13 protein-coding genes are annotated in these 15,941 nt (G+C 65.4%); 7 read left to right on the top strand and 6 right to left on the bottom strand.

What is annotated here, in order from left to right; all coding sequences use genetic code 11:
- Positions 1-4: 4 nt before the first annotated feature.
- Positions 5-2,128: a D-(-)-3-hydroxybutyrate oligomer hydrolase gene (locus BXE_RS26070; protein WP_011491122.1), complete on the bottom strand. Its 2,124-nt coding sequence runs from the start codon at positions 2,126-2,128 to the stop codon at positions 5-7.
- A gap of 142 nt (positions 2,129-2,270) precedes the next feature.
- On the opposite strand from BXE_RS26070, the gene BXE_RS26065 reads away from it, so the two are divergent.
- The 5 genes from BXE_RS26065 (at position 2,271) to BXE_RS26045 (ending at position 8,657) form a co-directional block, all read left to right on the top strand.
- Positions 2,271-3,023, top strand: a complete 753-nt coding sequence (locus tag BXE_RS26065) for a 2Fe-2S iron-sulfur cluster-binding protein (protein ID WP_011491121.1) — start codon at positions 2,271-2,273, stop codon at positions 3,021-3,023.
- A gap of 11 nt (positions 3,024-3,034) precedes the next feature.
- Entirely contained in the window at positions 3,035-4,036 is a 1,002-nt protein-coding gene (locus BXE_RS26060) for an FAD binding domain-containing protein (protein WP_011491120.1), read from the top strand.
- A complete protein-coding gene (locus tag BXE_RS26055) occupies positions 4,033-6,255 on the top strand; it encodes a xanthine dehydrogenase family protein molybdopterin-binding subunit (RefSeq protein ID WP_011491119.1) in 2,223 nt (740 codons plus the stop codon). Before BXE_RS26060 ends, BXE_RS26055 begins: the two co-directional genes overlap by 4 nt.
- Before the next feature lie 171 nt (positions 6,256-6,426).
- Positions 6,427-7,014 (top strand): nucleotidyltransferase family protein, encoded by a 588-nt coding sequence (locus BXE_RS26050; RefSeq protein ID WP_011491118.1) that lies wholly within the window; start codon positions 6,427-6,429, stop codon positions 7,012-7,014.
- Positions 7,015-7,151: 137 nt separating this feature from the next.
- Positions 7,152-8,657: a UdgX family uracil-DNA binding protein gene (locus BXE_RS26045; protein WP_040124933.1), complete on the top strand. Its 1,506-nt coding sequence runs from the start codon at positions 7,152-7,154 to the stop codon at positions 8,655-8,657.
- A gap of 88 nt (positions 8,658-8,745) precedes the next feature.
- Here BXE_RS26045 and BXE_RS26040 read toward each other — a convergent pair whose 3' ends face one another.
- Both BXE_RS26040 and BXE_RS26035 read right to left on the bottom strand, forming a co-directional pair.
- Positions 8,746-10,047 (bottom strand): type II toxin-antitoxin system HipA family toxin, encoded by a 1,302-nt coding sequence (locus tag BXE_RS26040; RefSeq protein WP_011491116.1) that lies wholly within the window; start codon positions 10,045-10,047, stop codon positions 8,746-8,748.
- Positions 10,044-10,421 (bottom strand): helix-turn-helix domain-containing protein, encoded by a 378-nt coding sequence (locus BXE_RS26035; protein ID WP_011491115.1) that lies wholly within the window; start codon positions 10,419-10,421, stop codon positions 10,044-10,046. The genes BXE_RS26040 and BXE_RS26035 overlap by 4 nt, the downstream gene beginning before the upstream one ends.
- 516 nt (positions 10,422-10,937) lie before the next feature.
- On the opposite strand from BXE_RS26035, the gene BXE_RS26030 reads away from it, so the two are divergent.
- On the top strand, positions 10,938-11,645 hold the full coding sequence (locus tag BXE_RS26030) for a PIG-L deacetylase family protein (protein ID WP_011491114.1): 708 nt from the start codon (positions 10,938-10,940) through the stop codon (positions 11,643-11,645).
- 101 nt (positions 11,646-11,746) lie between these two features.
- A complete protein-coding gene (locus tag BXE_RS46655) occupies positions 11,747-11,899 on the top strand; it encodes a hypothetical protein (RefSeq protein WP_007176551.1) in 153 nt (50 codons plus the stop codon).
- Between the two features lie 36 nt (positions 11,900-11,935).
- Here the strand turns inward: BXE_RS46655 and BXE_RS26025 are convergent, their stop codons facing one another.
- The 3 genes from BXE_RS26025 to aepX are packed head-to-tail and all read right to left on the bottom strand — an operon-like array spanning position 11,936 to position 15,934.
- Positions 11,936-13,003 (bottom strand): 2-aminoethylphosphonate aminotransferase, encoded by a 1,068-nt coding sequence (locus tag BXE_RS26025; RefSeq protein WP_011491113.1) that lies wholly within the window; start codon positions 13,001-13,003, stop codon positions 11,936-11,938.
- A gap of 34 nt (positions 13,004-13,037) precedes the next feature.
- Positions 13,038-14,201 (bottom strand): phosphonopyruvate decarboxylase, encoded by a 1,164-nt coding sequence (gene aepY / locus BXE_RS26020; protein ID WP_011491112.1) that lies wholly within the window; start codon positions 14,199-14,201, stop codon positions 13,038-13,040.
- Positions 14,198-15,934, bottom strand: a complete 1,737-nt coding sequence (gene aepX, locus BXE_RS26015; protein WP_011491111.1) for a phosphoenolpyruvate mutase — start codon at positions 15,932-15,934, stop codon at positions 14,198-14,200. Before aepX ends, aepY begins: the two co-directional genes overlap by 4 nt.
- Positions 15,935-15,941: the final 7 nt, after the last annotated feature.

Below are 15,941 nucleotides of genomic sequence, written 5' to 3'. Positions count from 1 at the left end.
ACGCTCAGTTCGGCACATTCACCGCGCCATTGGCCGCCGTGATCGCGTTAATGCCCGGACTCGCCACGATCGGCGGCAGATTGGCCGTGGTCAGCGCCGGCGCGGCGCCGGGCGTGCCGCCGCGCGGCACGGTGTGAATCACCTGCGATGGCGGCAGCGGCGTGCCGTTTTTCAGATGACTCCACATCAGATTGAGCGCCTGAAGGTTGTAGTAATGCAGCGGCACGAAGCGTGAATCGAAGCCCGCCACGCCAAGGAACGCATCGAAATGCTGGGCGTTCGTCACTTCGTAGAACGACAGCCTGCTCGCCGCGCCTTCGCTCAATTGATTCAAGCCGAGATACGGACGCGACGCGTGGTTGATCGGCACCAGCGCATCCGCGCGGCCCTGCACGATGATGGCAGGCTTGCCATGCAGATTCGCATTCACGCGAATAGCGTCGACGCTGCCGGTCAGCGTGCCGTTCGTCCACAGCGTGCGCAGACACGAGGCGCCCGCATAGCTGCCGTCGGCGGTCGCCAGCCGGTGATCCGCCGCGCCCGCGCCCGAGTTGAAGACGAGGTTGATGCCGTTGGTCGGCGGCACCCCGTTGCCGTTGCCGAACACCGTAAGCATCGGCGACACCGCGGGTGTGACGCCGGCGGTTCCAGCCGCATTCGTCGTGCCGAAGCTGAAGTTGCAAAGGTTCGCGGTGACACTCGCTTTTGCGTACGCGTCGGCATAGGTCACGGCGACGGCCGGCACCGCTTGCGAGTCCCACATCGGCGCTTGCAGCAGGTCGGAGTCGGTCTGGTAGCCGTTCTGATGCAGCAGCGCAAGCGCGTTGGTCGCCTGGGTCGTCGCGTCCGCACCCGCGATCACACCGGCGGCCGCCAGCGACGCGCATCGCGCAGTGCGAATCGAGGTGGTCGTGGCACCCGGCAACGCCGTCAGATACGGCGCGCCGGCCGCAGCGGGCGCGAGCGCCGCGCACGGTTGCAGCATGTTGGCGAGCGTCATGTAGTCGGCGAGCGGCTTGCCGAATGCGCCGACCGGCACGCCGCCCTGCGCCACCGAGACCTGCGCGGGCAGCCGCAAATTGATCTGCGGCTCGCCCACGACCACCGCCGTGATCAAACCGGACGTGTCCTGTTCCGCCGCCGCGAGCGACGCGCCGCCGCCGTTGCTCACCGAAGCCGCGATAGTCGTGATGCTGCCGCTCGTGTAACGCACATTACGCGTCGAGCCGTTGAGCGTGCCATAAGAATCGTTGAGCGCCCAGTACGCGAACTGGATTGCCTGCAACGTATTCCTGCCCCAATCCTTCTCCGGATTCTGCTGCGAGTGCGCGTGCTTGAACGCGTAGCGATTCGGGAACCTGCTGTTGTAAGACGCGAGATCCGTGTTGCCGAGGTTGGCCGTGAAAAGACTGGCCTTGCCCGCCGCGGTAGCGTTCTGCAAGGTGCCGTCGATCAACGTGACCAGGCTGGATGACAATTCATGCGCGCCGTTGCCGCTGCCTTTATCGGTGTAGGCCACCGCGCAGCCGCGCTTGAGACCCCACTCGCCGGCCGCAGAAATCGCGCCGTACACGCCGCGCGAACCGGACGACGTTGCCGTGACGATGCACGGCTGATCCGGGTTGAAGCTCGCCGGAATCTGCACCAGCACGGTGACGTTCTGCGTGCCGCTGCCGTCGTCGGCGAAGGCGAGGTATTCCTTGCCGGCGATCTTGCCTTCGCCGAGCGTATCGTTGCCGTTCAGATCGACATTGGGTCCCCAGAAGCGTCCATAGCCGCCGTTCGCGGTCATGTCGACGAGCGCGCGATAGTTCGACCAGATGGCAAGCCGCCGCAATTCGGCGGCAGTGGGTTGCGCCGCGTTGGCAATGGCCGGCGCCGTGGCCGATGCGAGTCCGGTCTTGCCGAGGCCAGCGGTGAGCAGGTCGTCGGTGTTGCCATCGTAGAACTGGGTTCTTACCGAAGAAGCGGTAATAAAAGCCGGCAGCACATTGGCCTGCGGCGGCGGATGATTGTCACCGCCGCCGTGGCAGGCAGTCAGCACGACTGTCACGGCCATCATGGCCGCTAGGGTTCGCACCACGGGCACATGTCCTGACGCGGATCTGACTTTGAAAACTGATGCCATCTTGGCTGTCTCCGATATTTTCTAATACCGTTGTGTCTGCAACGGCACCGAAATTGCTGCGTGATGTCCAATGATCGCGACGCTTCGGATACCGACGCATCGCTAGCCTGCATCGACCTTTCAACGGAGTCAACAGAACGTCATGTCCACGCATAACGAATGTCAGGATCCGAGTGACGAGTCCGCCACCACCCCACCCCAACCTTCACGCCGGCGCTTCCTTCAATCGGCTGCTGCCGCAGCCACGATCGGTGCCGCGCCGCATCTGCGCGCGCAAACTCAAACCCCGCCCGCGCCGCCCGCTCAGGTTCAGCAAGCCGTACCGCCGCGCCCGCTCACGCTGACCGTGAACGGCCGCGCGTACACGCTGCAACTCGAACCGCGCGTGACCCTGCTCGACGCGCTGCGCGAATACGCGGGCCTCATGGGCACGAAGAAAGGCTGTGATCGCGGACAATGCGGCGCATGCACCGTGCTCGCCGACGGCCGCCGCATCAACTCCTGTCTGACGCTCGCCGTGATGCACGAGGGCGAGAACATTACGACGGTCGAAGGGCTCGCCACTAATGGCGCGTTGAGTCCGATCCAGCGCGCATTCATCGACCACGATGCCTTTCAGTGCGGTTACTGTACTCCGGGGCAGTTATGCTCCGCGACTGCCCTGCTCAATGAATTTCGTACCGGCACCGCGAGCACCGTTACGGCCGATGTCCGCAGCCGCCCCACCCAACTCTCCGACGATGAAATCCGCGAACGCATGAGCGGCAACATCTGCCGCTGCGGTGCGTACGCGAATATCGTGGCCGCCGTGCGCGCGGTGCACGAAGGCGTCGGCCAGAATGGCAGCGCCGCCATCAACGAAACGAATGGCGGCGGCAACAGCCGCAATGCCTGAGGGGTGACAGCATGGATGCGATCTCTTACGAACGCGCCGGCGACGTCGCCGGCGCAGTGCGGGCGGCGCAGCAGCCGGGTGCGGTATTCATCGGCGGCGGCACCAATCTGCTCGATCTGATGAAGGGCGGCGTGACGCGGCCGGCGCGGCTGATCGATATCACGCATATTGGCGGACTCGATACCGTTACGACGCTGCCTGACGGCGGCATCCGGATCGGCGCTCTGGTGCGCAATAGCGATGCGGCCAATCACGCGCTGGTGCGCGAACAATACCCGTTGCTGTCGCAAGCGTTTTTAGCGGGCGCTTCTTCGCAACTGCGCAATATGGCGACGGTCGGCGGTAATCTGCTGCAACGCACCCGTTGCGGCTACTTCTACGATACGGCCTTCACGCAATGCAACAAGCGCACACCCGGTAGCGGTTGCGCGGCGCTCGACGGCCACAATCGCACGCATGCGATTCTCGGCGCGAGTCCCCAATGCATCGCGGTGAATCCGTCGGACATGAGCGTGGCGCTCGCCGCGCTCGATGCCGTGGTTCGCGTGAGCGGCCCCGCCGGCGAGCGGACCATTGCGTTCGCCGATTTTCACCGGCTGCCTGGCGAGCGGCCCGATGTCGATACGACCTTGCAGCCCGGCGAACTGATTACCGCCGTCGATCTGCCGCCGCCGCTCTTCAGCGCGAACTCCCATTATCTGAAAGTGCGTGACCGCGCCAGTTACGCATTCGCGTTGGTCTCCGTCGCCGCCGCTTTGCAGATGGACGGCGATCGCGTGAGGACCGCGCGTATCGCGTTGGGCGGCGTCGCGCACAAGCCGTGGCGCGCGAGCGCCGCGGAACAGATGCTCAACGGCCAGCCGCTCACGCAAGCCACGTTGAAAAACGCCGCCGCCGCTGCCTTACGCGACGCGCGGCCGCAACACGACAATCGTTTCAAGGTGCAGCTCGCGCAGCGCGCGATCGTGCGCGCAGTGAATCAGGCCGCCGGCCACGCGGGAGGTGTCGCATGAATCTGATCGGTCAACCGTTCGACCGCACCGACGGTCTGCTCAAAGTCACCGGCGAGGCGCGCTATGCCGGCGAATTTCCTGAAGCACGTCTCGCGCATGCGGTACTCGTCACCAGCACGATTGCGCGCGGCACCATTGCGTCGATCGATGCGAGCCGCGCAGAGGCGCTGCCCGGCGTGCTGCTCGTGATGACGTATCAGAACGCGCCGCGCTTGCCCAACGGCGGCAAGCCCGCGCTGGCGCCGCCGGCCGGACGCCGCCTGTCGCTGCTTCAGGACAACCAGGTTCATTACAGCAACGAGCCGGTCGCCGTGGTGGTGGCCGATACGCTCGAACATGCCACCGACGCCGCCCGCCAGTTGCGCATCGCCTATCAGAGCGGCGCCGCGGTCACGGACTTCGCGCAGGCCAAACCGAACGCTCACGCCCCCGACAAGCCTCAAGGCCGGCAAACCGACACGCAGCGCGGCAGCTTCGACGACGGCATGCAAAGCGGCACGGTGCACGTGGACGCGACCTATACCACGCCGATCGAACATCACAACCCGATGGAGCCGCACGCCACGATGGCGCGCTGGGACGGCCCGCAACTCACGCTCTACGATTCGACCCAAGGCGTCAGCAGCGCGGCGCAGGCGGTCGCGAAGACGCTCGGCATTTCGCCCGCCGACGTGCGCGTGATTTCGCCGTTCGTGGGTGGCGGCTTCGGTTGCAAGGGCTCGTCGTGGTCGCATGTGTCGTTGTGCGCAATGGCGGCGAAACAGACCGGGCGGCCCGTGCGGCTCGTGCTCGAACGGCCGCAGATGTTCGGCCCGGTCGGCGCGCGTCCGCACACCGAGCAGCACTTCGTGCTCGCCGCACGGCGCGACGGCACGCTGACCGCCATGCGTCACGACAGCATTTCGAACACGTCGGTGATCGAAGACTGGACCGAGACCTGCTGCATGGTCACACGCATGCTGTACGCGGTGCCCAATCAGGTGACCACGCACCGCATCGTGCCGCTCAATCTGGGCACGCCGACCTTCATGCGCGCGCCGGGAGAAACAACCGGTTCGTTCGCGCTCGAATCGGCAATGGACGAACTCGCGGCGGCCTTGAAAATGGATCCGCTCGCGCTGCGCATCAAGAATTACGCCGATGCCGACCCGCAGGAAAACAAGCCGTGGTCGAGCAAGTCCTTGCGCGAGTGCTATCAGATCGGCGCCGAGAAATTCGGCTGGTCGCGGCGCACGAGCGCCCCGCGCTCGATGCGCAATGGCGGCACGCTGATCGGCATGGGCATGGCCACCGCGACCTATCCGGCCAATCGCAGCGAAGCCAGCGCGATTGCGCGAATCTTGCCGGACGGCACCGCGATGGTCGCCTCCGGCACCCAGGATATCGGCACGGGCACCTACACCGTGATGACCCAGGTGGCCGCGGACGCGCTCGGCTTCGCGCCGGAAAACATCCACTTCGCGCTCGGCGATTCGTCGCTGCCCAGAGCGCCTGTGTCGGGCGGCTCGCAATCGGCCGCGAGCGTCTCGCCCGCCGTGCACGACGCGGCGAGCCAGGCGCGCAGCCAGTTGATCGCGCTGGCGCTCGCCGATCGGGCCTCGCCCGTGCACGGCATCGCGCTCGACGACATCACCGTGGAAAACGGCTGGGTGACGAGCCGCTCGCAACCGGGCAAGCGCGATCCGGCGGCGGCGATCATCGCGCGCTCGGGCGGCAAGCCGATCGAGGCGATCGCAACCGTCAAGCCCGGCGACGAAAAGCAGAAGTACTCGTTCCACTCGTTCGGCGCGGTGTTCGTCGAGGTGCATGTCGATGCCGAGCTCGGCACGATCCGGGTGGCGCGCGTGGTGGGCGTGTACGACGTGGGACGCGTGCTCAACCAGAAAACGGCGCGCAGCCAGTTGATGGGCGGCATCGTGTGGGGCGTCGGGGCGGCGCTGCAGGAAGAGAGTTCGGTCGATACCCGCTATGGCCGCTTCACCAACGCGAATCTCGCCGAGTATCACGTGCCGGTCAATGCCGATATCGGTTCGCTGGACATAACCTTTATCGACCGGCCGGATCCGTTTATCAACTCGCTCGGGGTACGCGGCATCGGCGAGATCGGCATTACGGGCGTGCCCGCGGCGATTGCGAACGCGGTGTATCACGCCACCGGCGTGCGCGTGCGCGACCTGCCCGTCACGCTCGACAAGGTGATGGGCACGATGCAGGTTTGACGCGCGCGCTTTCGTGTTCGCCGGCCGGTTTCGGTGTGACGCCGGTCGCGTGACGAAGCCGGCACGCGCATGAGAATGTCGGACAGCAAGCGCCGTGCATACGCATTGGCGCTTGCTTACGGCTGCGTTGCATCGCACAATCGATCTTCATCTTTTTCCCGGTGCCTGCTCATGGCCTACGCCTCGCTCGCCACTGGCGTGTTGCTCGCCGCCGGCTTCGGTTCGCGTTTCGACCCGGACGGCCTGCACAATAAACTGCTGGCGCGCATGCCCGACGGCACACCGGTCGCGCATGAGGCCGCGCATCGGCTGTTGCGGGTCGTCTCGCAGGTGGTGGCCGTGGTGCGGCCGGGTTCGGACGCGCTCGCGCGGCTACTCAACGACGCCGGTTGCGACGTGGTGTTCGCGCTGGACGCCGAGCGCGGCATGGGCGCGAGTCTCGCAGCCGGCGTCGAAGCCAGCGAGGGCGCCGAAGGCTGGATCGTCGCGCTCGCGGACATGCCGCGCATCGCCATCTCGACGATCGAAGAAGTGGCGCGCACGCTCGATGGCGGCGCTTCGCTGGTTGCGCCGTATTACCACGGGCAGCGCGGGCATCCGGTCGGCTTCGGCATCGAGCATCGCGACGCGCTGCTGGCGCTCGACGGCGATACCGGCGCAAGGTCCCTGTTGATGTCGCAACAGGTGACGCGGCTGGACGTGGACGATCCGGGCATTTTGCGCGATGTCGATACGCCTGAGGATCTGCGCAACGTCTAGGCGTGACGCCCGGCCTTGCGTAGTTGCGACGCGACACGCTTGATCCGGACTGGCGTTCAGGCGCATACTGTACATCCATACAGTATTTTGTCCGCACGGGTTGGCGCGTTACGTTGCGCATGCCGCGGCGCGCCCGCATGAAACGCATTCCGATCGAACCGACTTTCGCCGCATGGCGCCGCGCGGCGCGGGAACTGCTGCGGCAAGAGGTCGAGCCGGAGCGGATCGAATGGGTCGAATGGGATTCGGACGCTGCGAGCCCTTCGAGCCCTTCGAACGATTCAAACCATTCCGGCACTCACAGCGCCGATGTTCCGGCCAGCCCCGCCGCCACTCCGGCGCTCGCCGCTCCCGTCATTCCCCGTGAACTGCTCACCCGGCTGAAAACCGCGGCCTGCTTCCGCGCCGCAGACCGCTGGTCCCTGCTCTACCGCATTCTGTGGCGTTGGACTCGCGGCGAGCGCCACGTCCTCGATCTGGCGGATCGCGACGGTGCGCTGCTCGATCAGCGCGTCCGCTCGGTCGGGCAAGAAACCGACGACCTGCTGCTGCTCACCCTGTTCAGGCGGCGCGATCCGTCTATGGGGCTGCCGGAATTCGTCGGCTGGTACGAGCCGAATCATGATCTGCTGGAGCGCGCCGCCGCACGCTTCGCCGAGCGTATGGGCGATTCCACCTGGATGCTGGCGACGCCACACGGCGCGGCATTCTGGAATGGCATGTTGCTACGAATCAGCCGGCCGGCAGCAGACATCGGCGAGCGCGCCGCGCATCCTTTTACCGGAGGCCAGCAGCAAAGTCAGCCCGCCAGCCAGGCGTTACCGGCGGGCGTCATGGCCGGCGAAGCCACGACCAGCGAACCCACCGAGGCACTGTGGCTCGCGTATTACGCCAGCGTCTTCAACGGCGCGCCGGCGCCCGTGCCGTTGCGCTACTGGAGAACGCCGCCCGCGGGGCCGCCGCTGCCCGCGCACCTCGCGCGCGAGCGCAGCCGTCTCGGTGCGCAGAGCGGCACCGTCACCGTCCCGGAAATGCCGCCAATCGAATATTCGGCGGTCACGCCACCGTTGCGCGAACCGACCGGCCCGTTGGCCACCTGCCGGCGCTGCGCGTTATGGCGCAACGCGAAGCAGGCCGTCGCGGGTGCCGGTGCGGCTCAGGCGGCGATCATGGTGGTCGGCGAACAGCCCGGCGAGGATGAAAACCAGAACGGCGCGCCCTTTACCGGCCCCGCCGGTCATCTGCTGGACACGGTGCTCGCACGCGCCGGACTCGAACGCGCGGCGCTGTATCTGACCTATGCCGTCAAGCACTACAAATGGGAAACGATCGAGCAGCAGCGCGTGCACCGCACGCCCGCGCTGCGCGAGGTCGAAGCTTGCCAGTACTGGCTGGAGCACGAGCTCGCGCGGGTCGTGCCGCGCGTGGTCGTCACGCTCGGCGCGACCGCGCTGAAGGCGTTGACCGGCGCGCATGTCAATCTGTCGGAATATCTGGGGCAGACCATCTGTCATGGCGGGCGTCTGATCGTGCCGACGTGGCATCCGTCGTATGCGCTGAAAATGGCTGACGGCCGGCTGCGTGAGGATATTGTCGCGGGTATGGTGGCGGCGTTCGGTCGCGCGGCGGCGTGGGTGGCGTAAGGGGCGTAGTTTTTGCCCCTGGTTCTGTGTTGCTCGCACGCGCGATGGCTTCGTCGATTGACTATCGTGCATGCCGGTGCACCCAGATTCATAGCAGTGCCGCGGCCGCCTCAGTCTGCCCGTTTTCGAACGCGGGCTGGAATGCATCGAGATCGTCGTCGGTCATGCCGACCGGCGCCGATTTCGCGACGCGTTTCCAGTCGCCGACCGCGTTGCGGACTTCACCCAGAATGCGTTTCGCCTCATCGGCAGAGAGCCTGAAGTAGCGGGCTTCGTTCATCACGGCCTCGATCGAGTCGACCGGCCCGTAGTCTTCATTGAGCCATAACTTCAACTCGGGGTCCTTATCCGGAAAAGGGTTGATGTCGAACGCCGGCGCGAGCCGCCACAGCCCATGCTCGACGTGCAGGAAACCGTGGTTCTGCACATGGTCGTCGACATTGGTAATCAGCAGATTGAACACGAGTCGCCGCCACAATTCCTCCAGGTCGCGCTTCGGGTCCGCGCAACGCGCGATGATGCAATCCGCTATCTGGGTATAGGCGTGCTCTTCCTGCCGTGAGGCTTGCAGCATGGAACCCGCCGAGAGGTATGGAATCCGGCCGCCGTTCGTCACGCGGTCGAAGCGGCGCACGAGCGCAACCGGAATCTCTTCCGACATGACGATGCGCGATTGCGCCACCGTAATGCCGGCAGCCGCGGCCAGATGAAGAGCGAGTACTTCCCCACGCGTGACACTGCGGTCGTCGTTGATACTCGGAAACTTGCCGATGGCCAGTTGCCCATCTTCATCGAGAATCGTGCACTTGGGCCGCATACCGCCAAGCGATGTGCCGCGCCCGCGTAAATACTTCAGGTCGGCTGCGGTTTCCCTGTTCATTTCGACCGCGCGAGTGGCGCCGATCAAATGACCCAGTTCGAGCAAGGGCGGCGTGCCGCGCCCTCCGTCTTCAATGCTGCGCAAATAGTTGCCCGCCTCGTCCGCGAGTCGCAGCGCGCCGATCCGGCTCAGATCGTCGACACCCAGCAGGTAGTCCATCTCCGTGAGCCCGGCGTGCGGCACATCCCGGCCTTTCTCCTGCGCCGACTTGCGACGCCTTGCGTGGTCACGCGCGATCACCCGGCATCCCCATCCGTCGGGCTCGGTATCCGCAAAGGCGAAGGGGAAAATCGAATCGTCCCTGGAAGGCGCCTTACGAAACTGCTGTCCCTGAACCAGTTGCAGATCGGGAGAAATCTCGAACCGGTCTGCCGATCGCAGCCACGCTTCGTGATACGCAAAGGTTGAGCTTTCGCGTGCGCCGTCCTTGTTGAACGTCAGGACGCCGACGGGAAGCGCAGCCTGACCGAGCGCAACCTGGACGCTTTGCTGGGAGATGGGCCGCTTCATAGCGCCCCCGATTCCGGAGTGACGCGTTTATGGCGAACCCGCTGCGGCAATTGCTGGTTCATCAGGGTCAGGCCGATATGATCGCCGCTGGTGTCGAGCAGTCCGCTGATTTTGTCGAGCTCACCCAGTACGAGAAACGCCTGCGCGATCGTGCCGATGGAAATACGTTCGTCGCCGTGCTCCATGCGCCGCAGCGTAGCCACTGACGTCTGGATGCGCTCGGCCAGCGACGCCTGAGTCAATCGGCGACGGCGACGCGCCAGCGCGAGGTCGGCTCCGAGTTTCTTCAGGGCTCTCGCGACAGGCGGAGGAAGTGGATCTCTCTTTCTTTTAACGCTCACATGTGAGCGCTTATGCGGCTTTGCGGTTTCCATGTAAGCGATAAAGTTTGTGATATGAGTTTCCTATTGTCTGCGCGTCTTGCTTTCCGGTCAAGAAAATCGAATTGAGCGCTCATATATGATCGTTTAAGTCGATTTATCAATCATTCGTGAGCGATTACAAGGAACGGCAGGGTCGGATAGACCGTGACCACCGTATCGCCAGAGGCTGCGTTCCGGGATTGAGATTCGCAGGCGTTCAACGCGCACGAAAAGCCGCGTGCTGCCCACAGCAACGACGCCCATTCGCCGCGCAAAGGTGAGCCGATCCGGGAAACCTTCCCCCGCCGCGGTGAGCGTCTACAGGACACCATCGGACACCATCCGACCCGCCATCAACCGTCGCGCTTCTCAGGCACGCCACTTGCACACCCCAACCCGGCGCGCAAGCCCCGCCAATTCCGCCTAAGCTGATGTGACGCCGCATTTTCTCCGGCACCGGCGCGACGCCCGAGCCCCGGTCGAGCAACCTCGTGCACGTCCCGCGCGTCGCAAACCATCACACGTCCCATGAGCGAAACCAGCCCACGCCTTTTCATCGTCTCGCCCCATTTCGACGACGCCGTCTTCAGTTGCGGCGCATTGCTCGCCGCACATCCCGACGCCGCGGTGTGCACGGTGTTCGCCGCGCCGCCCGAGCAGCCGATGCATACCGAATGGGATAAAAAATCGGGTTTCACGGACGCCCAGCAGGCGATCCACGAGCGCACGCGGGAAGATAACCGCGCGCTGGAAGTGCTCGATGCGATTCCGCTGCGCATGCCGTTTCGCGACAGCCAGTATTCGGACTCGCCGTCGATCAGCAAGCTGGCGGCGGCGCTCGAAGAAACCATCTATCGCACGACCGCGAACACGCTGCTGATGCCGCTCGGCCTGTATCACGACGATCACGTGCGGGTGTTCGAAGCCTGCTGCGAAATCCTGCCGCGCCTGTCGCATCTGACCTGGTTCGGCTATGAAGAAGCGATTCACCGCCGCACGCCCGGCGTGGTGCAGGCACGGCTCGCCGATCTCGCGCAGCGCGGCATCGTCGCGACACCGGCCCACCCGAGCGCCGCCGGCCATACGATCGATCTGCAGCGCCGCGCGCAACTCAAACGTGAAGCCGTCAACGCTTACGAAAGCCAGTTGCGCGCATTCGGCGCGGGCAATTACGACGACATTTTCGCCACCGAGCGTTACTGGCAGCTCAGCGTAGGCCGTCGCGTGAAAAAGTAAGAGACGCGGCGCGCCGGAAACGCGTACGCTTGAAGAGAACAGCCGGCGCAAGTTCGACCGCGCCGCCCGTACCGTCCTCTTCTCCCCTCAAAGGTGCCGTCATGAGCTACGACATGCATACCAGTCCGATTCCCGATCCGAACGCCGATCCGAACCGCGACCCGGAAGCCGATCCGCTGGTGCCGCCGTCGCCCGGCCATCACACCGAGGAACCGCAACAGCCCGACGGTCCGCCGGACAAAGACCCGGTGTGACCGCATTGCGCGGCCATCCACCGGACACGCTGCGAATCAGCGCATGAGTTCGCTGAAGCCTTGCAACAGACGGTCGATGTCGGCGGCGTGAATGTTGCCCATCGTCGAGATGCGGAACAGCTCCGCCGACAGGCCGCCTTGCCCCGCGTAGATGACGAAGCCGCGCGCCTTCAGCGCGTCATGCAGTTGCGGATACGTGATGCCGGCCGGCAAACGGTACGCGCGCAGCACCACCGACGACTGCTCCGGCGGCAGCACGCTGCCGATGCCGCGCTCGGCGAGGCCCGCGCGCGCCTGTTCGGCGAGCGCGGCGTAGCGCGCATGACGCGCGCGCCAGCCGCCTTCGTCGGCGAGTTCGCGCAGCGCTTCGACCAGTGCGTAGTACGCATGCACCGATGGCGTAAACGGCGTGTTGCGTTGATCCTGCAAACGCGCGAGACGTCCGAGATCGAGGTAGTACGTGCGGCTCGCCGCCTGCGCGAGCGCGGCGCGGCGCACCAGCACGAACGAGGCGCCCGGCACGCCATGCAGACACTTGTTCGCCGTCGCGGCCACGGCGTCGAGACTGCTGTCGGCGAAATCGATCGTTTCCGCGCCGAAGCTGCTGACGCCGTCCACCAGCAGGCGCAGCCCCCGTTCGCGACACAGCGCGCCGAGCGCCGCCAGATCGTTCAGGCGGCCGGTCGTGGTTTCGTGATGGATCACGGCGACGTGCGTGAACGCCTTGTCCGCGTCGAGGTGGGCGGCGATCTTCGTGAGATCCGGCGCCTGCATCCAGTCGTGCTTCAGCGATTCATGCGCGATGCCGTACTGCGCGGCGATCTGCGAGATACGCTCGCCATACACGCCGTTTTCCACGACGAGCAGCTTGCCGTTCTGCGGCACCAGCGCGGCGCTCATGCTTTCCACTGCCGCCGTGCCGGAGCCGGTCATCAGCACGGCTTGCCATTCGCTCGCGTCGAGGCCGTAGAGATCGACCAGACGTGTGCGCGCCTCTCCCTGTAAATCGAAAAATTCGCTTTCGCGGTGGCACAAATCCGTCTGCAACAGGCTGTTGCGAACGCGTTCGGTGAGCGTCACCGGGCCGGGATTGAGCAGCAGCATGAGCGCTCCTTGAATTTGATTTTGACTGTTGACTTCAGGCCGCGCCGATGTGGCGCATGAGACGCGTCTTCACATCGGGCGGCGTGATGGTGGGACGCGGCAGCCCGTCGGGCGTGCCGCGGCGAATCGCCAGACGCGCGAAGCGCGGGCCGTCGGGCGGCGCCGCTTCGAACAGCGCGTCGATCACGGCCGCGTCGTCGCTTTCGACCGCCGACGCATAACCGCACGCCGCGGCGACGCCCGCAAATGAAACCTGCGACGACACCGTCGCCTGGCCGCCGGTGGAGTCATGCGCGCCGTTATCGAGCAGCAAATGCGTGAGATTCGACGGACCGTAGGCGCCGATGGTCGCGAACGCACCCATGCGCATCAGCGCGGCGCCGTCGCCGTCGAGCGCGACCACGTGCAGATCGGGACGCGCGAGCGCAAGACCCAGCGCGAACGGCGTCACGCAACCCATCGAGCCGACCATGTACAACTGGTTCGGACGGTCGTCGATCGCGTAGAGTTCGCGTCCGCAAAATCCGGTCGACGCGAGCACGACGGTCGATTCGAGCGGCGTGTGCGCGATCACCTTGTTCAGCGCGTCGTGACGCGACGCCAGCTCGCTCGCCGGCACATTCGTGAACTGCGATTGCGGCGCAACGGGTACGCGGCGCGCGCTCGCGCCGCTGTCCTTCAACTCGTACGGCGCCACGCTGCCCTTCTGCATCACCAGCGCATAAGGGCGGCCGGTCTCATCCATATGCGCGATGGCGCGATCGAGAGCCGGGCCGATCGCGTCGGCTTCGGTCGGGAAGGTTTCCCACGGAATCTCCATCGTCTCGAGCATCGCGGGCGTGATGGGGCCCATCAGCGCGTGCTGCGGTTCGTCGGCGACACCGGGCTGGCCGCGCCACGTGACGATCAGCAATTGCGGCAGACGGAAGGTCCATGTGAGCGAGGTCAACGGGCTCACGGCGTTGCCGAGCCCGGAGTTCTGCATCATGGTGATGCCGCGCCGGCCGTTGCGCGCGCCGAGCGTGACGCCCGCGATCAACGCGACGGCGTCGCCTTCATTGGCCGCCGACACGTAATGCAGCGACTCGTCCTGCAACACGTAGTTGATGAACGGCGTGAGATACGAACACGGCACGCCCGCATACCAGTCGAAGCCGCGCTCGCGCGCCGCCTCGACAAACTGTGCAGCCTCGATCATTGCGCGGCTCCGCTCGCCGCGTCCGCCGATGCGCTGTTCGCCGAGCCGCCGGCCGCGGTCGCGAACGGCGCTTGCGCATGCGCGAAGTCGCCCGCACGGCGGAAATCTTCGAGGTCGTTCACGCCGCGCCAGTGGCCGTGCACGTATTGCACTTCGATCGATTCACCCGCTTCGATCAGCGCGTTCAGCAACGCGGGCATGTCGAGCGACGCGAAATCCGGGCGCGCCTGCAACTGGCTCATGACCGCCTGCAAACGCTCGCGGCCTTCGCCACGCACGTTCAGCAGACCGACCCAGCGGCCATGCGGCGTTTGCGACGCGATGGCCGAGCTGGCGTCCTGCCCGCTCGATACGTGACGCAGCACGACCTTGTTGCCGAACAGACCGCGGTCGTCGGCCGCCGAGCACCACGCGAAATCGCGCACGCTGGCGTTTTCCGCGTCGGTCAGCGACGAATCGACCACCACGCTGAACGCCGCTTCGCTCTCCACGAGATCGCGCAGGATATAGCTGCGGAACAGCAGATCGCCGTACGAGATCACCGTGTCGCCCGCCAGCTTGTCGACCGCGCAGGCGAGCGACGCGAGTTCGCCGGTTTGCGCGTGCTGTTCGTTGACCACCAGCTTGATGCCGGCCGTGTCGATCGCGTCGGCGCGATAACCGCCGACCACGGTGATGTCGTTCACGCCCTGCTTCTTGAACGCATCGACGAGCCAGCGCAGCAGCGGTTTGCCGGCGATCGGCAGCATCACTTTCGGACGGTCTTCGGTGACGGCTTCGAGACCCTTGCCGCGGCTTGCCGCGAGCACGACCGCGGAACCGGCCGCACGGCCGCTCGACAGATAGCGGTCTTCGGCTTCCGAATATTCGTCGGCATCCTGCAGACGGAAGATTTCGTTGACGGCGGCAATGCTGTCTTCCACGTTGACGAGCGTTTCGCTCGAATGGATTTCCCTCGCAACCGCCTGCATGGCCGAAGTGGCCGCGCGAATCAGATGGTTCGCCCAGATCACCGTGCTGATGCCGGCTTCGCGGAACACTTCGGTGGGCGTGCTGTAGTACTTGGTCGGCACGATCACGAGCGGACCACGGCCCGCCCATTCGCGCGCGAACTCGAGAATTTCGTCGGGACGCGAGAGCTTGCTGTGAATCAGGATCGCATCCGCGCCGGCCTGGCGGTAGGCTTCCGCGCGACGCAGCGCTTCGTCCATGCCCCAGCCGGCGATCAACGCTTCAACGCGCGCGACGATCGAAAAGTTTTCGTCCGACTGCGAGTCTTTACCGGCCTTGATCTTGCCGCAGAACTCGTCCATATCGGCGAGCGGTTGCGCTTCGCCGTTGATGAAGCTGTTGGTCTTGGGAAACTGCTTGTCTTCGATACACACGCCGGCAATGCCGCGCTGTTCGAGCTTGCGCACGAGACGGCGCACGTTGTTGAAGTTGCCGTAGCCGGTATCGCCGTCGAGCAGGATCGGCAGGTCGCTCGCGTCGGCCATGAATTCGAGCGTGTCGACCACCTGGGTCCAGCTTGCTTCATTGTTGTCGCGCACGCCGAATTGCGCGGAGATCGCGAGGCCCGAGCCCCAGATCGCCTTGAAACCGGCTTCGCGGACGATCCGCGCGGACAGGCCGTTATGAGCCTCCATCATGAATTCGAGTTCGTTGCTGACGAGCATCTGGCGCAGGCGCGCGCTGCGGGAAGCGGAGATGAAGGCAGGTTCGCGGGCGTTCATTATTCGT

Origin of the sequence: Paraburkholderia xenovorans LB400 (assembly GCF_000013645.1) — a bacterium.
Classification (GTDB): Bacteria; Pseudomonadota; Gammaproteobacteria; order Burkholderiales; family Burkholderiaceae; genus Paraburkholderia; species Paraburkholderia xenovorans.
The sequence above is the reverse complement of the archived record's forward strand: the minus strand, read 5'-3'. Positions and strand labels throughout refer to the sequence as shown.